Source organism: Congregibacter sp., assembly GCF_965660375.1.
Taxonomy (GTDB): domain Bacteria; phylum Pseudomonadota; class Gammaproteobacteria; order Pseudomonadales; family Halieaceae; genus Congregibacter.
This window is the reverse complement of the sequence record NZ_CBFHZO010000082.1, coordinates 46,496-66,190: the sequence shown is the minus strand read 5'-3', so window position 1 is coordinate 66,190 and position 19,695 is coordinate 46,496. Positions and strand designations below refer to the sequence as shown.

At 58.7% G+C, this 19,695-nt stretch carries 17 protein-coding genes; 5 read left to right on the top strand and 12 right to left on the bottom strand.

From position 1 onward, the window contains the following. The first annotated feature begins 55 nt into the window (after window positions 1-55). On the top strand, window positions 56-817 hold the full coding sequence (locus ACTG3T_RS07310; RefSeq protein WP_439101603.1) for a proteasome-type protease: 762 nt from the start codon (window positions 56-58) through the stop codon (window positions 815-817). Here the strand turns inward: ACTG3T_RS07310 and ACTG3T_RS07305 are convergent. Genes ACTG3T_RS07305 through ACTG3T_RS07295 form a run of 3 tightly spaced genes read right to left on the bottom strand, consistent with a single transcriptional unit; the run spans window position 777 to window position 4,182 of the window. Beyond that, window positions 777-1,802, bottom strand: a complete 1,026-nt coding sequence (locus tag ACTG3T_RS07305) for a zinc-binding metallopeptidase family protein (protein ID WP_439101602.1) — start codon at window positions 1,800-1,802, stop codon at window positions 777-779. The two genes, ACTG3T_RS07310 and ACTG3T_RS07305, sit on opposite strands and share 41 nt — an antisense overlap. Then, complete coding sequence (locus ACTG3T_RS07300) at window positions 1,799-2,737, bottom strand: alpha-E domain-containing protein (protein ID WP_439101601.1); 939 nt, start codon at window positions 2,735-2,737, stop codon at window positions 1,799-1,801. Before ACTG3T_RS07300 ends, ACTG3T_RS07305 begins: the two co-directional genes overlap by 4 nt. Beyond that, the gene (locus tag ACTG3T_RS07295; protein WP_439101600.1) at window positions 2,734-4,182 is read right to left on the bottom strand and encodes a circularly permuted type 2 ATP-grasp protein; all 1,449 of its coding nucleotides are present in this window, start codon (window positions 4,180-4,182) and stop codon (window positions 2,734-2,736) included. The genes ACTG3T_RS07300 and ACTG3T_RS07295 overlap by 4 nt, the downstream gene beginning before the upstream one ends. A 211-nt stretch (window positions 4,183-4,393) precedes the next feature. Here ACTG3T_RS07295 and ACTG3T_RS07290 point away from each other — a divergent pair, with 211 nt between their 5' ends. The 4 genes from ACTG3T_RS07290 to ACTG3T_RS07275 all read left to right on the top strand — a co-directional run bounded on the left by ACTG3T_RS07290 (window position 4,394) and on the right by ACTG3T_RS07275 (window position 10,116). Beyond that, window positions 4,394-6,514: a molybdopterin-dependent oxidoreductase gene (locus ACTG3T_RS07290; protein WP_439101599.1), complete on the top strand. Its 2,121-nt coding sequence runs from the start codon at window positions 4,394-4,396 to the stop codon at window positions 6,512-6,514. 48 nt (window positions 6,515-6,562) lie between these two features. Beyond that, on the top strand, window positions 6,563-7,156 hold the full coding sequence (locus ACTG3T_RS07285; RefSeq protein WP_439101598.1) for a LemA family protein: 594 nt from the start codon (window positions 6,563-6,565) through the stop codon (window positions 7,154-7,156). Window positions 7,157-7,179: 23 nt separating this feature from the next. Continuing rightward, window positions 7,180-9,159 carry a M48 family metallopeptidase gene (locus tag ACTG3T_RS07280; protein WP_439101597.1) on the top strand — a complete coding sequence of 660 codons (1,980 nt, stop codon included), beginning with the start codon at window positions 7,180-7,182 and terminating at the stop codon, window positions 9,157-9,159. A gap of 660 nt (window positions 9,160-9,819) precedes the next feature. After that, window positions 9,820-10,116 carry a helix-turn-helix domain-containing protein gene (locus ACTG3T_RS07275; RefSeq protein WP_439101596.1) on the top strand — a complete coding sequence of 99 codons (297 nt, stop codon included), beginning with the start codon at window positions 9,820-9,822 and terminating at the stop codon, window positions 10,114-10,116. Between the two features lie 27 nt (window positions 10,117-10,143). On the opposite strand, the gene ACTG3T_RS07270 is transcribed toward ACTG3T_RS07275, so the two are convergent. The 9 genes from ACTG3T_RS07270 to mutL form a co-directional block, all read right to left on the bottom strand. Next, the gene (locus ACTG3T_RS07270) at window positions 10,144-11,436 is read right to left on the bottom strand and encodes an adenylosuccinate synthase (RefSeq protein ID WP_439101595.1); all 1,293 of its coding nucleotides are present in this window, start codon (window positions 11,434-11,436) and stop codon (window positions 10,144-10,146) included. Beyond that, window positions 11,433-12,644: an ATP phosphoribosyltransferase regulatory subunit gene (locus ACTG3T_RS07265; RefSeq protein WP_439101594.1), complete on the bottom strand. Its 1,212-nt coding sequence runs from the start codon at window positions 12,642-12,644 to the stop codon at window positions 11,433-11,435. The genes ACTG3T_RS07270 and ACTG3T_RS07265 overlap by 4 nt, the downstream gene beginning before the upstream one ends. Window positions 12,645-12,646: 2 nt before the next feature. Beyond that, window positions 12,647-12,841 (bottom strand): DUF2065 domain-containing protein, encoded by a 195-nt coding sequence (locus ACTG3T_RS07260; protein WP_439101593.1) that lies wholly within the window; start codon window positions 12,839-12,841, stop codon window positions 12,647-12,649. Between the two features lie 104 nt (window positions 12,842-12,945). Then, window positions 12,946-13,821, bottom strand: coding sequence for a protease modulator HflC (hflC, locus tag ACTG3T_RS07255; protein WP_439101592.1), 876 nt, complete (start codon window positions 13,819-13,821; stop codon window positions 12,946-12,948). A 1-nt stretch (window position 13,822) separates the two neighbouring features. Beyond that, the gene (hflK, locus tag ACTG3T_RS07250; protein ID WP_439101591.1) at window positions 13,823-14,974 is read right to left on the bottom strand and encodes an FtsH protease activity modulator HflK; all 1,152 of its coding nucleotides are present in this window, start codon (window positions 14,972-14,974) and stop codon (window positions 13,823-13,825) included. An 86-nt stretch (window positions 14,975-15,060) separates the two neighbouring features. Further along, entirely contained in the window at window positions 15,061-16,323 is a 1,263-nt protein-coding gene (hflX, locus tag ACTG3T_RS07245; protein WP_439101590.1) for a ribosome rescue GTPase HflX, read from the bottom strand. Between the two features lie 98 nt (window positions 16,324-16,421). Further along, a complete protein-coding gene (gene hfq, locus ACTG3T_RS07240; protein WP_008292735.1) occupies window positions 16,422-16,670 on the bottom strand; it encodes an RNA chaperone Hfq in 249 nt (82 codons plus the stop codon). A gap of 153 nt (window positions 16,671-16,823) precedes the next feature. Further along, complete coding sequence (gene miaA / locus ACTG3T_RS07235) at window positions 16,824-17,768, bottom strand: tRNA (adenosine(37)-N6)-dimethylallyltransferase MiaA (protein WP_439101612.1); 945 nt, start codon at window positions 17,766-17,768, stop codon at window positions 16,824-16,826. A gap of 25 nt (window positions 17,769-17,793) precedes the next feature. Next, window positions 17,794-19,683 (bottom strand): DNA mismatch repair endonuclease MutL, encoded by a 1,890-nt coding sequence (gene mutL / locus ACTG3T_RS07230; protein WP_439101589.1) that lies wholly within the window; start codon window positions 19,681-19,683, stop codon window positions 17,794-17,796. Window positions 19,684-19,695: the final 12 nt, after the last annotated feature.

Below are 19,695 nucleotides of genomic sequence, written 5' to 3'. Positions count from 1 at the left end.
CGCAATATTTGTTATATTCCCTCGCTCAGTCAGCAGGATTCCACAGACCAACTACATGACCTATTGCCTCGCCATCGCGCTTGAGGAAGGACTGGTGTTTTGCTCCGATTCGCGGACCAACGCCGGTCCGGATCGCGTCAGCAAGTACAGCAAAATGCATCGATTCTCCGTGCCCTACGAGCGCTCCATGGTGATTCTCACTGCGGGCAATCTGGCCACGAGCCAGGCCGTTATCGCGCAGATTCAGCGTGACCTGGAAGAAGACACCGAGCTCAACATTTTTAACGCGCGCTACGTGAGCGATGTAGCGGACTACATCGGTGAAATCAGCCTCAAGGAGCAGCAGAAGTACGCCAAGAAAGGTGGCCCCAACGCCGGATTCAACGCCAGTGCCACATTTATTCTGGGCGGGCAGATCAAGGGACACTCGCCAGAGCTGTACATGATTTACCCCGAGGGAAATCACATCACCGCGTCTGATCTTTACCCCTATCTTCAGATCGGTGAGACCAAATACGGCAAGCCGATTCTGGACAGGATTATCCGCAGTGACACCCCGGTGGAAACGGCCATGCGCTGCGCCCTGGTTTCGGTGGACTCCACCATGCGCTCCAACGCCACCGTGGGACCTCCGCTGGAGTGCCTGTTCTATCGCAGGGACAGCCTCCAGCCCCATGAGGAATACTGCATGCTGGAAGAAGGCCACCCCTACCTGTCAGATCTGCGCCAAAGCTGGGATGACAATATCCGCCTGGCTTTCGACAACCTGCCATCGCTTAGCGCAGTGTTCGAAGTCGATCCATCGCAAGATCAATAAGCTCCAGCTTCTCGGCCACCACCTCGTTGATGACAAAGGGATAGGCATCACCCCGTCCCACGCTACGGTTAAGCTCGTTGAGCATGAGGCTAACCTTTGACCAGGCACGCAGGCGCTCTGACATGGACATGAACTCCGGCTGACGGGACAGTAGCTGGTGCGCCCAGGCAGTATCCAGCGCATCATAAATATGCAAATAGTGCCCCCAGCATTCCGCCCAGTCTTCACTGGGGTGGGCGCTCGCGTAGGAACTGATAAACCGCCCCCTCCAGCCCGGGGGCGGACCGCTCTGGTAGTGGGTATCCAGTGCTGCCTGATAATTCAGGCGCTCATCACCGAACACCTTCCGAAACTCCTCCAGAAGCCGGGGCTCAGGGTTCAGCAGTGACCAATAATAGTGACCGGATTCATGGCGCAGATGACCCAGCACCGTGCGATAGCTTTCACCCAGTTCGTCCTGCACGGTGACCCTGGCCACATCGTCAGCCTCGACCGCGTTTATGGTGATGACACCGCCTAAGTAACCGGTGGACACAAAAGTCTCGGGATACTTTTCCGACGTCCGCGCATCCTCGATAAAGTCCAGCAGCAGTCCCCGCTGGGGATCTGCCCAGCCATTAAGCATGGGCAACTTCAGCTGCGCCAGAGTGTAGAACAGGCGCTTTTTACCCCGCTCAAGGACCAGCCAGCGCTCCTGGTTTTCCGGTCGGGATTGATCCGGCACCGTGCGATTAAACTGGCAGGCAGTGCAAAACTGACTGGGGGAGTCCGCTGGTCGTAACCAGTTGCAGACCCCGAACAACTCACCGTTGGAGCAGTAACGAAAGGCATTGCCCAGAAAGTCGCGAAAAATACCCTCGCCCCAATCGGCGAGGGTAATCAGGTCGGCACGGCTTGGGTCGTAACCCAGCGCAGATTGGCAGTTGATACAGAAGTCGTTCTCAAAGTAGACCGCGCTACCGCAGTCACAGGCAAAACGTCTCATCCTTCTCCACTGTGAAACCAGCTCTCATAAACCGCCTGATGAAGATCGCCGATAATAAGTTGCAGCTCATCGATATAGGCGTGCAGCGCCTTTTGATCCATATTTTTAGACTCGAAACCGCGCAGCTTACGTCGGATGCGCTCCACCACGCGAAGCGTTCCCTTGTTATTGCTCAGAGGCGTGAGCTCGTCCCGGATGCCTCGCACGCAGAAACGCACGGATCGGGGAAAGGTCTCTTCCATAAAGACAAAATCCACTGCGGCATTCTTCTCCACCTGGGGTCCAATCATGCGGCGATAAGCCCCCAGTGCCGACATGGACTTCAGCAAAGTGCCCCAGAGAAGGTGCTCAATACCCTGGGCCGCCCCTTCCCGCTCGAGGAAATCCGAAGCGCCCACGTCGATGATGCGCGTGGTCATATCCGCGCGCTCCAGAAGCTGGCCCAGCATGATAAAGCGGTAACTGTGATCCCGGCACAGGGTGCTGCGTAACACGCCATTGATTACCTGACAGCGCTGAATCACCTGCTCAAGGTACTGTTGGCGATTTCTTCGTCCCACGGAATGTTCCGCGGCATCTGCGGTATAGAGATACAGTTCATTGACCAGTTCCCACACCTCATCGGGAATCACATCCCGGGTGGTGCGCACGTTCTCGCGGGCGGCGTGTACCGCATAGGGGATACTGCAGGTGGCGTCGGCTTCTCCAATGAGCAGGCGCAGGACGTTCTGCTCGTTGCGCACATTGAACCACTCATCGAATACAGGGTCAGCATCCAGGATCCTTACAAGAATCTCCCAACCGGGCTGGGACCCTTTTGGGATATCCATAACCAGATGGTTGTAGGCAGCGACCAGTCGTGCGGTATCTTCAGCGCGTTCGATGTAGCGCGCCATCCAGTAGACCCGCTCGGCAACTCTCGACAGCATGATCATAGTCGACCCTCCACGATCCAGGTGTCTTTGCTGCCACCGCCCTGGGAGGAGTTCACCACCAGGGAGCCCTCGACCATAGCCACTCGGGTGAGCCCGCCGGAGGTCACCCAGGTATCCCGGCTCTGCAGAATGAACGGCCGCAGATCCAGGTGCCGAGGTTTTATCTCATCACCGATATAAGTCGGAGCCGTGGAGAGAGAAAGCGTTGGCTGCGCAATGTAATTGCGGGGATTCTTTTCGATGAGTTTGGCAAACTTGCGGTGAGTCGCCTTATCCACATGAGGCCCCACCATGATGCCGTAGCCCCCGGACTCATTGGCCGGCTTCACCACCAGCTTCTCAAGATTGTTGAGCACATACTCCCGGTCCTTCTCGCGCATGCACAGATAGGTGGGCACGCTGCGAATCAGGGGTTTTTCATTCAGGTAGTAGCGAATCATGTCAGGCACGAAGGCATACACCACCTTGTCATCCGCAACGCCCGATCCCGGGGCATTGGCAATGCCGACCTTGCCGTTCAACCAGGAGCGCATAAGCCCGGGCACACCCAGTGCCGAGTCCTCCCGAAATGCTTCAGGATCCATAAAATCTTCATCGATGCGTCGATAAATCACGTCTACCTGTACCGGGCCATCCACAGTCCGCATAAAGACGCAATCATCGTCTCCCACAAAAAGATCGGCACCCTCGACCAGCTCTGCGCCCATACCCTGGGCCAAAAACGCATGTTCGAAATACGCGGAGTTATAGATACCCGGGGTAAGCACCACAATCACCGGCCGTTTACGATCGCGTGGCGAGAGTGCGGCGAGCATGCGGTAAAGCTGGGACGGGTAATCATCGACGGGACGGATGCTGTAATTTTCAAAAATTTCCGGGAGCACCCGCTTGGTGATCTCGCGGTTTTCCACCATGTAGGAAACACCCGAGGGCACGCGAAGATTGTCCTCCAGCACGTAGAAATGCCCATCGCTGTCGCGCACCAGATCTGACCCACAGATGTTTGCCCACACGCCAAAGCGCGGCGATGCGCCCAGACACTGCTCTTTAAAATTAGAGGACTCAAGCACAGTCTCCGGGGGCACGATGCCATCGGCGAAAATCTTCTGCTTGTTGTAAACATCATGGATAAACATATTGAGAGCACGGCTGCGCTGCTCCAGCCCCCGACGGACCTTGTCCCATTCCCGGGCAGTGATAACCCGTGGGATCAGGTCAAAGGGCCAGGCCCGGTCGATGTTTCCCGCCTCACTGTAAACCGTGAAGGAAATACCCATTTCCCGGATAGCCACCTCGGCAGCGGTGCGTCGGGCGGCCAAGTCGTCCGTGGGCAATTCCTTCAACAGCTTCACCGCCGGCCGGGCCACCTGCCTCGGCGTGCCTTTCGCGGTAATCAGCTCGTCGTAGTAATCCGTCGCGCTGTAACGGTTCCAGTTCTTGTCCATGACATCTCCATGCGTTGCTTGTTCGGAAGATCTCCAGGAGATTCTCCTCATCCGCAGTGCTACAGTGTAACAATCTGAGAGAAACGACGAGTGGGACAGGCTTTCCGGTGCTATCCGCGGGGTAGACGCGCAGGTCGTTCTACTGAAGAATCCCGTCTCACGACATGCCAGCACCAATACACTAACACCAACACGCTTGCGGACATCGCCCATGACACAACAAACCCACTATCGTGCCTGCCATCTTTGCGAAGCCATCTGTGGCCTGAAGATTGAAACCCGTGGCGAGGAGATACTGTCCATCAAGGGCGATCCCGACGACCCGCTTAGTCGCGGACATATCTGCCCGAAAGCCGTAGCATTGAAAGACATCCACGAAGATCCCGATCGACTGCGCTATCCCGTGCGCCGCGTCACCGACGACGACGGAGCGCACAGCTGGGAAGAAATCAGCTGGGAGGAAGCACTGGACGCCACCGCTGAGGCCCTGGTAAAGAGTTATAAGGATCACGGGGTTGACTCCATTGGCGTGTATCTGGGCAACCCCTCGGTACACAACTACGGCATGCTCACCCACCAGAATTATCTCTTCCGCTGGCTGCGATCCAAAAATCGCTTCTCCGCCACCTCAGTCGATCAACTCCCTCACCACCTCACATCCTTATGGTTGTTTGGACACAAATCCCTGTTCCCGATTCCTGATATTGATCGCAGCGATTTCTTCCTGATGTTGGGCGCCAACCCTCTGGCCAGCAACGGCAGCATCTGGACCGTCCCCGACGTCAAACAGCGCATCAAGGACTTCAAGACCCGGGGGGGCAAGCTCCTGGTGGTGGATCCGAGGCGCACGGAAACCGCAGAACTGGCCAGTGAACACTTCTCCATTGTTCCGGGCAGTGATGCGCTGTTTCTGGCGGCGCTGCTAAACACTCTGTTTGAAGAGGGGCTTACAAACCCCGGCAGACTGTCAGAGTTCACCACCGGTCTGGAGGAAGTTGCCGGCGCCGTCGCGTCCTTTACGCCCGAACATGCGGCAGAGCACTGCGGCATCGACGCGCAGAGCATTCGCCGTATCGCAAGAGAATTCGCCGCGGCTGATGCGGCAATCTGTTACGGGCGCATGGGAGTATCCACACAGCTCTTCGGCGGCCTGTGCCAATGGCTCATACAGATCATCAACATCGCCACGGGAAATCTGGATAAACCGGGAAGCAGTATGTTCACCCTCCCTGCCGTAGATCAGGTACCCCGAACCGGCCCCGGTGGTTTCGACCGTCACCGCAGTCGCGTGCGCGATCTCCCGGAATTCGATCGGGAGCTGCCTGCCGCGGCCATGGCGGAAGAAATCACCACCTCCGGGGAAGGCCAGATCCGCGTGATGTTCACCGGGGCGGGCAATCCTGTGCTGTCCACTCCCAACGGGCGGGCGCTGGATGATGCTCTTGAACAGCTGGAGTTCATGGTGTCTCTGGATCCTTACATCAACGAAACCACGCGACATGCCGATATCATTCTGCCACCCACATCTCCCCTGGAGCATGATCACTACGACATTGCTTTTCATATTAACGCCATGCGCAACACCACGCGCTACAACCCGCCGGTGTTTGAGCCCGCGGACGACAAGCTTCACGACTGGGAGATTTTTACCGCACTGGGCGAACGCGTTGCCCGAGCGTTGGGCGAAGAGCCCAAGGAGCTGGTGCCGCCCCATGAAATGATCGACGTGGGCCTGCAGTTTGGTCCCTATGGCAAAGACAGCGCATTTGATCTGAGTCTGGACAAGCTCAAGGAGAACCCCTCGGGTATCGATCTTGGGGAACTGCAGCCAATGCTTCCCGAGCGCCTCATGACCGCCGACAAGCAGATTCACTGTGCAGCACCCCAGGCCCTGGCCGACCTCCAGCGCCTGTCGGACAGCTTTGGAGAACACCGCGCCGAGGGCTTGCTACTCATCGGGCGCAGGCACGTGCGCTCCAACAACTCCTGGATGCACAACTATCACCGCCTGGTAAAAGGTAAATCCCGTGATCAACTTATGGTTCACCCCCAGGACCTGAGCGCCCACGCTCTCAAAGATGGCGACCAGGCCGTCTTGCAATCTCGCAGCGGCGAAGTCACGGTCACGCTGCTGGCCTCCGACGAGGTGATGCCCGGCGTGGTCAGCCTGCCCCACGGCTTTGGCCACAACCGTAAGGGCATCCGCATGGATACCGCCAGTGCTCACGCGGGCGTGTCCTGTAATGATGTGACCGATGCGGCCTACCTGGATGAGCTTTCGGGTAACGCCGCGATCAATGGAGTCCCGGTCAAGCTTAGCGCCATCGCATAGGGTAAGCTTTCACCATCACGGGTATGCCTTCAGCAAAGGAGTAGTCTCATGGAAGTCTCATCAATCGTGTTCTGGCTGGTGCTACTGGGTCTGGTGATTTATGTCATCAACATCTACAACACCCTGGTCAGCCTCAAGAACCGCCATGAAAATGCTTTCGCGCAGATCGAGGTCCAGCTCAAACGACGCTATGACCTCATACCCAACCTGGTGGAGACCGCCCGCGCCTACATGGCCCACGAGCGGGAGACTCTGGACGCGGTAGTCAGTGCCCGCAACGAGGCCGCCGCCGTCCTTAAAGCGCTTGGCGACGGTAACAGCGGTGCATCCATGGCCAGCCTCGCGGGCGCGGAGAACAATCTTCAGGGCGCCCTGGGGAAACTCAATATCACCATGGAGGCCTATCCGGACCTCAAGGCCAGCGAGAATATGCAGCAGCTGTCTGAAGAGCTCACCAGCACGGAAAACCGGGTTGCCTTCGCCCGCCAGGGCTTCAATGACGCCATTATGGCGTTTAACACTTACCGCCAAAGTTTCCCGCCGGTAGTTCTGGCGGCGACCTTTGGTCATCCCTCTGACGCGGAGCTTCTGGAGTTTGATGACTCCGTGCAGATTCAGGCGGCGCCCAAAGTCAGCTTCTGATGCGGGGCTTGTAGGGCCCTATCGTGGATTTCTTTTCTCAGCAGGATCGCGCCCGGCGTAATACCCGCTATCTGGTGGTTCTGTTTGTTCTGGCGCTGGCGTTGATCGTGATCCTCGTTAACGCCCTGGTGGCCGCTTTTCTCTGGGTGGGTCGCGACTACAACATCTATGTCGGCGGCAGCGGCTGGGAGGGCTATCTGGCGCTCTTCTCCTGGGAGCGCTTTGGCGTCATCGGCCTGGCAGTGCTGTCTACCGTGGGTTTTGTATCCCTCGTGCGCTGGCTTCAGCTCTCATCGGGAGGCAAGGCCGTGGCCGAGAGTCTGGGCGGGCGCAGGGTGCTCCGCCAAAGCGCCGACCCCTATGAAAAACGTTGCCTGAATATCGTTGAAGAGCTCTCCCTCGCGGCCAATATGCCCGTACCTGCCCTTTATGTGCTCCCGGACGAACGGGGTATCAATGCTTTCGCAGCGGGCGTCAATCCCGCGGACGCCGTGGTGGCCGTCACGCGGGGTGCCGCGCTGCAGTTGAACCGCAATGAACTCCAGGGGGTTGTGGCCCACGAGTTCAGTCACATCCTCAATGGCGATATGCGGCTGGGAATCCGCCTCGCCTCGCTGTTAAAAGGCATCACCTTTATCGGCGACGTGGGGCACTTCCTGCTGCGCATGGGCGCCTACGGCGTGGGCCGCAGCAATCGGCGCAGTGAGAGCAGTGCGGCGCTACCCATCGTTGGTCTGGGACTGATGGTTATCGGCTGGCTGGGTTCACTGGCGGCGGGATTTATCAAAGCGGCTATCAGTCGTCAGAAGGAGTATCTTGCCGATGCCAGCGCGGTGCAGTTTACCCGCGATAACAGCGGTATTGCCGACGCACTGAAGGTCATTGGTGGTTTCGTTCCCGGCTCCCTGGTTCACAGCGCCCGAGCTCCGGAGATGTCGCATATCTTTTTTGGCGAGGTACGCCATCGCCTTTGGGAGGGCTTCTCCACCCACCCTCCTCTGGAGCAGCGCATCCGTCGCCTGGATAACGCCTGGAATGGACAGTTTATCCAACGGGCGGAAGTCCGCTATGCCACCGAGCCCCTGTCGGAGAACGATGTACAGACCGGAGTCGGCAGAGCGGCGCTCGTGGCGGCGGCAATGGCGACTGCGGGGCTCACGGAAGCAGAAGAGAGCAACAATCAAGAATTCGCCGATGCGGAGTTTGCACCGAGTGGAGGCGGTGCCGGCTCGGGCAATGATGATGACACCGCTGGCGATGACAGCGGCGCATTGCCCGAAGCCCTTCACGACAGCGTTATGGAGCCCCTTGGCGCAACAGCCATGGCCATGGCCCTGGTCATCGCTCAGCGGGAGTCGCAGTCCCAAGGGGCAGCACTGGCAGTGTTGCGCAACAAAAGCGTCCGGGGACAACTTGAGTTGGTAAGCGTCTTGCTGCCCCAAGTCCGCGATCTGCATCCGGGGCAGCGCTTCCCGCTGATGGCCACCGCCATGCCGGCACTCAAAAGCCTGTCAACGCCCCAGTATCGCGAGTTCAAGACTACCCTGCTGTCAGTCATCCAAAGCGATGGCCGCATCGATCTTTTTGAGTGGTGCCTTTTTCAGCTACTCAGACATTATCTCGACCCGGAGTTTCTTCGGGTAGAAAACAGCCGGCCCCGCTATCGACACATAGCCAAAGTCAGGGCGCCACTACGACAGGTGCTGTCGGTACTTGCCCATCAAGGGGAAGGAGACAGCGCTCGAGCCTTTGCCCTCGCCTGCGAAGAGCTGGGGCTGACGGGACTCGCGCTCTTACCCCTGGAAGCGTGCAGCGTGGCCGAGTTTAGCCGCGGCGTAAACACTCTGGGGGATTGCTACCCTCTTCTAAAGCCCCGCATCCTGAAAGCCATGGCCCTTGCGGCGGCTGATGATGGGAAAGTCTGCCCCGTGGAACGCGAGTTGGTGATCGCCGTAGCGGCGGTGATGGACTGCCCGCTACCCCCGGAACTTTCCCTCGGATGAGGGCTTACCCCTGTCTCCATCGGGCAGGCGCATTCGATCAATTGTGTCCACTCCCGAAAAGAACCGCTTTTCATCTGCCGGTGCTCTGCTAGACTTTTTCTGTGCTGTGCACATCTCGAGGTCAAGGATGACATCGAGTCCCCGCCGCCCCGCGCCACATTTCGGCGTTTCGGGCCGCATGGGGAAATCAATTAATCAAGCAAGGAGGCTTCGATGATCCGATTGTCTACATCCGCTATTACATCCCACGCTATATCCGCTGTTACATCCGCTGTTACATCCGCTGTTACATCCCCGGCTACATCCCACGCTACATCCCACGCTGCATTCCCAGCCCATACCTCAACCGGGACCCCGGCCACACCCCGAGCTATTCCTCGTAGCCTTCCTCCCGAGCGTCAAAGCCCGGGTATTTTAGAAAGACACGGAACGGACACACCAGAACAACGGGGCGATTGGGAGCACTTTGCCCGCTACGAATCAAGAGACTGTCTCGCTAAGCCGCAATCCGCAGCAGAGGCCCACCCGGTGGCAGAACTCCGGGAAAATCATAATCATCATCCGTCAACACTCGCACGACGGAAAGCCTGCAAGTCACACCGAACAGCAGAGAACGAGAAGAAAAACAGCTGTTTACCCCTATCGCGGACGACCGATAAAGTGCTCCGGATTTTGCTGGACGGTGACCTGGCCCGAGTACGCGCCGAGAGCGTAGCCGAGACCCTGGGTATCAGCTGCACCACCCTGCGACGGCGTTTGCGTAACGATCACACCAGCTATCAATTTCTCCTCGATAGAGCCCGCCAGTACCGCTGCGAAGCCCGCTTGCGGGAGCGGTGGCTCCCCGGCAAATGTCTCGCCGATGAGCTGGGGTATCTCGAAGTAAACAGCTTTTACCGCGCGTTCCGCCGCTGGACGGGGCTGAGCTACAGTGATTATCGGCAGCGGTACCACTGATCAGTACATGCCCGGCACCACAGGAACCTAGCTGAAAGGATCGTGAAGGATGATCGTCTCCACGCGGTCAGGGCCGGTGGAGATAATGTCGATAGGTGCACCGACCACGGTCTCTATGGTGGAGATGTAGTCGCGTGCCGCCTTCGGCAGCTCTTCAAGGGACTTGGCGCCCACAGTAGATTCGCTCCAGCCGGGTACCGTTTCATAAACGGGGACCAGGCCTTCGTAATCTTCCGAGTCCATGGGGTTAAGTACCGCATCCCCGGCCTCGTTGGTGTAGCCGATGCAGATCTGGATGGACTCTAGGCCATCGAGAACATCCAGCTTTGTCAGGCAGATACCGCTGACAGAGTTAATGTTGACGGCGTTGCGCAGAGCGACGGCATCAAACCATCCGCAGCGCCGAGCGCGCCCCGTGGTCGCTCCAAATTCGTGACCCCGGGTGGCCAGATGCTCACCGGTAGCGTCGAACAATTCTGTGGGAAAGGGCCCGGAGCCCACGCGGGTAGTGTAGGCCTTGGTGATGCCCAGCACATAATCCAGATAAAGAGGACCAAAACCCGATCCCGTTGCTGTGCCACCGGCGGTGGTATTGGAGCTGGTTACAAAGGGATAGGTACCGTGATCAATATCCAGCAGCGAACCCTGGGCACCCTCGAACAGAATACTCCGCGACTCGGCGCGGAACTGGTGCAGCATTGCAGTCACGTCGGTCATCATGGGGAGCAACTGCTCGCCCATGGTCAGACTGGATTGCAAGACTTCCTCTACATCCACCGGATCGACCTTGTAGTAGTTCACCAGCTGAAAGTTGTGGTACTCCATGACTTCACGAAGCTTGCGCTCAAAGCGCGCGGGATCCGAAAGATCCCCCAGACGCAGGCCCCGTCGCGCGGCCTTGTCTTCGTAGGCGGGACCAATACCGCGGCCTGTCGTGCCAATCTTATCCGCACCGCGGCGCACCTCTCGCGCCACATCAAGGGCCACGTGGTAGGGCAAAATCAGGGGGCATGCAGGCGAGATCCTCAGGCGCTCGCGCACCGGCACCTGCCGCTCCTCCAGTTCCAAAATTTCCTTAAGCAGTGCATCCGGGGCAAGGACCACGCCGTTACCGATGCAGCAGACAACGCTGTCTCTGAGAATGCCCGACGGAATCAAATGGAGCACGGTCTTCTCGCCATCACACACCAGTGTGTGGCCGGCGTTATGTCCACCCTGAAAGCGCACGACAGCATCTGCCCGATCGGTCAGCAGATCGACAATTTTACCCTTGCCCTCATCGCCCCACTGGGTGCCCAGCACTACCACGTTACGGCTCATTTACCCTCTCCAACGAGTGACTCTTGCCGCGTTTCGGGCTGCCACTGTCCATCAACTTTGATTAACTTCCGCATGCAGCGGGCATCTCTTTCACCGTCGAGCATGACGATTACTGTTTCTCCCTGACTGCGAAGCCTTTTCACAGCCTCCTGCAGGGCGGGGTCTTCCTCATCCGGCGCCGCAATTGCATCCTGGGCTATGTCCTGCTTTTGCAGCTGAGCTGCCAACAACTTCAAATCTGTCGCAAAGCCCGTTGCGGGACGGGACCGGCCATAAACCTCACCCACGTTGTCATAACGTCCGCCGCGCGCCAAAGCTTCTCCCAGCCCCTGTGTGTAAGCGGCAAACACCACACCGGTGTGGTATCTATAGCCACGTAACTCAGCGAGATCGACGTACAGGGACACGTTGGGGTATCGGGACTGAAGTGCCGATGAGAGCTCGCGCAGCTCCCGAAGGGAGTCGCGAATCTCGGGTGCGGTTCCGGCAAGCTCCGCCTCCGCACGATCCAGCACCGATAGATCACCATGCATCTCCATGAGCGCAAGCAAACCGGCCCTTGATGCTTCGGGCAGCCGTGCAAGAAGCCGCTCAAGATCCGGACGGGACTTGCGCTGGAGCGCGTCGAAAACCGCCGCCTCCATACCCGCTTCCACGGCACCGCTGGCGGCGAGCACGTGTTTGAATATATCGCCATGACCTAGATCCAGCGTTAAGGCCTGGCCAATTTCCACACCCGCTACATGGAGCATGCTCAACATCAGGGCAATAACTTCGATGTCCGCGGACAACCCCCGGGCACCGTAAAGTTCCGCGCCTAGTTGCAGGGGTGAACGGGACGCGGCCAAAGACCCGGAGCGAGTGTGTAACGTCGAACCGGCGTAGCACAGTCGATTCACCTGGTCACCGTGGAGACTGTGGGCATCCATGCGCGCCACCTGCGGCGTCATGTCCGCACGAAATCCCAGCATCCGGCCCGTCACCTGATCGGGCACCTTGAAAGTCAGCAGATCGAGATCTTCACCCACACCCACCAACAGCGAATCCGTGAATTCCACCATCGGTGGAGTGACCAGGCGATACCCCCACCGCGAGGCACAGTCCAGTAACCTCCTGCGAAGAGCCTCGACCTGTGCCGCCGCCTCCGGCAGGAGTTCGTCAATGCCATCCGGCAGTTGCCATGCCCGAATGGGGCTTTGCTTTTCCACGATTAATGCACCAGATACAACATCACGACGCCAAAGAGCATGCTACCCAACCCGAAGCGTCTGATCGCATCGTCATCCAACTGAGCGACGGTCGCAATCATGGAACGCCAGCGTTCCGGGCTAATAAAGGGCAGCAGCCCCTCCATCACAAAGACGAGCGCCACAGCAACGGGAAAGACCTGCCAAAATTCCTGCAAAACACTCCCCCAAGAAAAAACCGTGGGTTAGTACGCGCTGATTTAGCGCATCATCCTCCACGGTTTACGGATTTTAGCACAGGGCTGCGGGCGCAGCCGCTGCTTTAAATGCCTCCGCTGGAATCCTTCAGATAGCGGAAGAACTCGCTGTCAGGCCGTACCAGCATGATATCGCCACTGCTCTGAAACGAGTCCTGATAGGCGCGCAGACTTCGGGTAAAGGAGTAAAACTCCGGATCCTGACCGAAAGCCTCAGCATAGACCCGTGTGGCCTCGGCATCTCCCCGACCTCGAATCTGCTGCGCTTCCCGATAGGCATTAGCGCTGATCACCGTGACCTCACGATCCGCTGCGGCACGAATACCCTCGGCAAGCTCCTGACCCTGGGATCGACGCTCCCGGGCTTCTTTCTCCCGCTCCGCGTTCATGCGTCGGTAGACCGACTCGGACACTTCCGGCGGCAGATCGATCTGCTTCACACGGACATCAACAATTTCGAGACCTAACTCTGCGCGAGCCACGACATCCAGCTCCCGGGTAATGGTCTCCATGAGCTGATCCCGCTCACCGGATACCACTTCCTGAATGGTCCGAATCGCCACCTGGTTACGCAGACGGTTGTTGATCCGCTGGGCTAGCAGGCCTGACGCTCGGGACTCTTCGCCGTTGGTGGCTTTATAGAACGTCGCCGTGTCCGCGATGCGGTACTTGGCGTAGGAGTCGATGATCAGTGCCTTTTGTTCCTGGGTGAAAAACCGCTCTGGCTGAGAATCCAGAGTGACAATCCGACCATCGAACTTGCGGACATTGTTCACAAAGGGCACTTTCACATGCAGTCCCGGCTCGAGGTTTGGATTAACCACTTCACCAAACTTCAGGAGAACACCGCGCTCGGTTTCCTTGATGACATAAAGAGAATTGCTCGCCACGAACAAGAGCAGCGTGGCTACGACTAACAGTGTCAATGAACGTCCTGTCATATCAACGTCCCCCCCGTCGTGATTGCTGAGCGGCGGCATCGCGGCGCAACTGCTCCGTTACCGCATCGGTCAGCTCACGAATATTGCTTGAATTGATATCCATAGGCGCACTACGACGGGTCGAGCTGGAACCGGCGTTAAGCTTGTCCAATGGCAGATACATCACATTATTACCGCCCTCGACGTCCACCATGATCTTGCTGGTATTGCTGAGCACGTTCTGCACCGCATCGAGATAGAGACGCTCGCGGGTGACCTCCGGCGCCTTGCGGTACTCCGACAGCAGGTTGTTGAAGCGATCGGCCTCACCTTCTGCGTTGGCGATGACCTGCTCGCGGTAGGCGCTTGCCTCCTCGATCTGGCGCTGCGCCTGACCCCGGGCCTCTGGCACGATACCGTTGGCGTAGGACTGAGCTTCGTTTTTCACGCGCTCCTCGTCCTCCCGAGCCTTGATCACGTCATCAAAGGCCGCCTGCACCTGTGAAGGTGGCTTCGAATCATCGACGTTAACCGCCGACAAGCGAATACCGGTGGTGTAGTTGGTCAGATAATTCTGCAGCCGCTCATCCACCTCCGTTGCAATCCGCGTCCGCCCTTCGGTGAGCACCAGATCCATGGTCATACCACCGACCACATGGCGAAGCGCACTCTTCGCTGCCTGCTGCAGCGAGTTCTCGGGCTGGCGAACTTCAAGCACAAAATCCTGCACGTTATCGATGATGTATTGCACCGACATACGGACCTCAACGATGTTCTCGTCCTGGGTCAGCATGATTTCCCGGAAACTTGCCGCGCGAACCTTGGTCGTGTTGACCCGGATGACTTCGTCAATGCCCGGAGGATTCCAGTGGAGGCCCGGCTGCACCGTGGAATGGTATTTACCAAAGCGAAGCACTACCGCGCGCTCCTGCTCGTCGATCTGGTAGAGGCCCATAAGACCCCAGACCAAGGCAGCACCGCAGGCCAAAACAATAAATAGCGAAGCAGAGGGTCCACCGCCGCCTCCACCACCACCGCCTTTTCCGCCGCCAAAGAGGCCGCCAAAGCGTTGCTGCAGTTTTTTGAGCGCTTCATCAAGATCCGGCGGACCCTGATTGCCACCGCCCCAGGGGTCGCGTGAATTGTTACCGCCACCCGGTTCATTCCAGGCCATGCTCTATCTCCTCAAAACAGGAAGCGCGGCATTCTAGCAAAATCTCAGGCCAACTATAGGTTGGACTCCAAAATCCACTGCCGCGATTAAGCGCCTTCCCGGGAAATCAATCGTTCCCAGTCCGAACGCGGCAAACGCACCTGTAGGTGAGCGCTGCCATCGTCACCAAATTCTTCGTTCTCTACCGCGCCAAGAGCATAAAGCGCTGCACGCAATTTTGCCTGTTCAGGCCGTAGCTCAACGTCTTGAGCCAGCACGTCAGCACCGAGACGCTCCGCCAAGGCCTCCAGCACCAGATCAAGCCCCAGGTTTTTTTCAGCGCTGATCCACACGCGATAGGGCATCCCCTCATCGTCGCGGTCAATGCGCGGCTGCATTTCCAGCAAATCAATCTTGTTGTAGATCTCCAGCACCGGTCGCTCTTCTGCGCCGATCTCCTCCAGCACCGCCTGCACCTCGTGACGATTGTCATCGCGCTCTTCGCTGGCGGCATCGACAACATGCAACAACAGATCCGCTTCGCGCGTCTCCTCCAGCGTTGCCTTAAAGGCCTCTACCAGGCCATGGGGCAGCCGTGCGATAAACCCCACGGTATCTGCGATCACCAGCGGGCCCAGATTATCGACTTCCAGGCGCCGCAGTGTGGGGTCCAGCGTCGCAAACAACTGGTCCGCCGCATAGACTTTTGAGTTAGTGAGCGTGTTAAACAAGGTGGACTTACCGGCGTTGGTGTAGCCCACCAGCGCCACGGTAGCCAGCTCCGCGCGCTGCCGCGCTCTGCGCCCCTGACCCCGCTGGCGGCGCACGCGATCCAGACGGCCGCTAATGGATTTAATGCGCGCACGCAGTAAACGACGGTCCGTCTCCAGCTGGGTTTCCCCGGGGCCGCGCATGCCGATACCGCCCTTCTGGCGCTCGAGGTGGGTCCATCCCCGGATAAGACGAGTGCTCATATGCCGCAGCTGGGCCAGCTCCACCTGGAGCTTGCCCTCGTGGGTTCGCGCCCGCTGGGCAAAAATATCCAGAATGAGCCCCGTACGATCCAGAACCCGCGCTTTGAGAGTCGCCTCCAGGTTGCGCTCCTGGCTGGGACTCAAGCTGTGATTAAAGATGACCAGGGAGGCTTCCTCGGCCCGAAGAATCTCTTCGATCTCTTCGAGCTTTCCGCTCCCCACAAAACTACGCGCTTTAGGGGTGCTGCGGTGACCAGTGACCAGCGCCACGGGGTCACCCCCGGCAGAAATTACCAGCGCCTCGAATTCCCGGGGATCAATACCGCCACCGTCATTATCCAGACTGATATTGACGAGCACGGCCCGCTCGCCGCTGTCCGGCCTATCAAAAAACAAGAGGATTCCAGTGTGTCTTACTTACTACAACGCCCGCAGCACCCAGTGTCTCGGTGACAGTGGAACGACGAAACAGGGTATGGCGGTGTACCGAGGACTTAGCTCTCACCGTCATCCTCTGGTGGATTTTGCATGGGCATGCGAACCACTCGCCCAGGCACCACCGTTGAAATCGCATGCTTGTACACCATCTGACTGACGGTATTTTTCAGCAAAACGACAAATTGATCAAAAGACTCGATTTGACCCTGCAGCTTGATGCCGTTGACCAGGTAAATGGAGACGGGGACCCGCTCTTTTCGCAAAAGATTCAGATAAGGGTCTTGTAGGGTATGCCCTTTAGACATGATGCAACTCTCCTTCAGCCACGCGGGCTATTTGGGGCTCAAATCGAGCCAAAAAAAACCAAAGAAAAAACCTGAGCACGGCCCGAGGCCGGCTCTGCAGCCGCCACTCCCTCAGCCACGGGCCGGGGACAGTGCCGCTGCCTGCTCAGCTTACTACATGGGGTTGTACGTTAGGTAGTTCAAGAGCAGATTTAAGGGATCGGTGATTTTAAGGAGATCCGGGTCATTTAAGGCCAAATCGCTGTCAACTACCCCGCCCGAACCGTCGGTATGAATCCAGTGCAGATCAGGCCATTTACGTAACCAGGTGAACTGGCGCTTCGCGAGCTGGCGGGTTGCAACAATCGCGAGCTCCTGAGCCTCGTCCAAATTGCACTCCCCCTCAAGATGGGCCCAAAGCTGCCGATAGCCTACGGCTCGCACTGACGGCAAGTCTCCGTGCAGGTCCCCACGTGCCCTGAGAGCCTGCACTTCATCGAGGAAGCCCGCCTCCATCATCTGCCCGAAACGCGTGGCGATTCGCTGATGGAGCACCCGTCGCTCTGCCGGGGCAATGGCTACCGCCAGCACCTCCTCATCAAGGGAAGCGTCCGGTGTTTGCCCGTGAAGCTCCGTCATGGTTTTTCCGCTCAGCCGATACACTTCCAGGGCACGGGACAAACGCTGGGAGTGATTCGGATGGATGCGCGCCGCGGCATCGGGGTCAACCCGCGCCAGTTCACGGTGCACCGCCGGCCAGCCATCCCTTGCCGCCAGTGAAGCGATCGCAGCACGGACCTGGAGATCAGCATCGGGCATTGCAGCGAACCCCTGCACCAGGGCGCTGTAGTACAGCATGGTGCCGCCCACCAGGATAGGCCGACGCCCCCGACTTCTGATCTGCTCCATCGCAGCCCGCGCATCTTCGGCAAAGCGCGCGGCTGAGTAGGCATCGCGGGGGTCACAGATATCGATGAGGTGGTGGGGATAGCGGGGCTTGGCGCTACCGATATCCAGGCCGCGATACACCAGCGCGGAATCCACGCTGATCAATTCACCGTTGAGGGCATCAGCGAGGCCAATAGCGAGGTCGGTTTTTCCTGAGGCCGTGGGCCCCATGATGCACAGCAGCGGAGCACTCACCTCAACGTCCGCGAAGGAACAGGCGATCCAGATCCTGCACACTGAGCGCCGTCCAGGTGGGACGACCGTGATTGCACTGCCCTGAGCGTTCAGTGATTTCCATGTCTCGAAGCAGCGCATTCATTTCCGGTACCGTGAGGCGGCGATTTGCACGCACGGACCCGTGGCAGGCCATGGTAGAGAGTAGTTCGTCCTCATGCCTCGCAATCCGCTCGGAGGTGCCGTACTCAAGGAGCTCCGCAAGAACGTCACGGAGCAGCTGCTCCACGTCCGCGCCCTGCAGAGACACGGGAATTTCGCGGATTAGCAGGCTTTCTTCGCCGGCAATATCCACCCCCAGTCCCAGGCTTTCAAACAGCGCGGCGTGTTCCTCCACAAGAATCGCCTCACGACTGCTGACGGACACGCTCTGAGGGACAAGTAGGGGCTGACTGCGGATTCCCTGCTCGTCCCTGGCCTGCTTCAGGCGCTCATAGGTAATGCGCTCGTGCGCCGCATGGGTGTCCACCAGAACCATACCCTCGCGATTCTGGGCGAGAATGTAGATCCCGTGAAGTTGTGCGAGGGCGTATCCCAGAGGCGGAATATCGGCGCCATTCCCCTCCTCTACCGCACCCGGCTTGTCCGACGGTCCGTAAAGCTGCTGATAGCTCGCCGCCGTCGCCCCATCAAAGTTCGCCGGTGCTCCCCGGCCTGCCTGAAAATCGCCGCGGCTCCCGCGATCATTAAAAACCGCCGTATTCCCTGACATCAGACTCGCCGCGCCCTGCTCTGTGAGACCCATCTCCTGCTGCCGCACCAGCTCGCCGGTGAGCAAATCCAGGCGCCCCGCGGATGCCGATACCGGAGATGTGCTCGCCTGGGTGGGAACCGAGCTATCGCTGGGCCGGATATCTGCGAGCGCCTTGTGCAGGGTACTGTAAATAAAACTGTGAACGCTGCGACCATCCCGGAAACGCACCTCATGCTTGGTGGGATGGACATTGACGTCCACCTCCGCCGGATCCAGCTCGAGATAGAGGACAAAAGCGGGATGGCGGCCCTGGTAGAGGACGTCACTAAACGCCTGACGCACCGCGTGCACCACGAGCTTGTCGCGAATGTAGCGTCCGTTCACATAAAAATGCTGAAGATCGGCCTGGCTCCGGGAGAAACTCGGCTGCGCCACCCAGCCGTGCAGGCGCAGCTCTCCCGCATCGCGATCGATGGCCACCGCATTGTCCACAAAGGCCGGTCCGCAGAGGGTCGCCACCCGGCGCAGCTGATCGGCTTCATTGTCGCAGCGACGAAGGTCCCTAAGCTGACGGCCGTTGTGACGCAGGGCAAAGCTCACATCAAAACGCGATAGCGCGATGCGCTTCACCACATCGTCCAGATGATTGAACTCCGTGCGCTCCGTGCGCAAAAACTTGCGCCGCGCGGGCGTGTTAAAGAACAGGTCCCGCACTTCCACGGTGGTGCCCTGCGGATGTGCCGCCGGTTTGAGCGTCACCTGCATATCGCGACCGGAACAACTGGCGGCCTGTCCGTCGCTGCCTCCGTCCGCCGTGTTACTGGTGACCACCAGATGGGCAACGGAGCCGATGCTTGCAAGAGCCTCACCCCGGAATCCGAAGCTGCCCACCTGCTCCAGATCATCCAGGGACCCGATTTTACTCGTCGCATGACGATCCAGGGCCAGGGGCAGGTCGTCCGGGGCGATACCGGAACCGTTATCCCGGATGCGAATCAGCTTGGTGCCCGCCCCTTCGATGTCGATGTCCACGCGGCGAGCGCCGGCATCGAGACTATTCTCAAGCAGCTCCTTGACCACCGAGGCGGGGCGCTCGACCACCTCACCGGCAGCAATCTGGTTGGCGAGGCGCGGTGGGAGGCGCTTAATCAGGGGCATGAAAGGTATCCA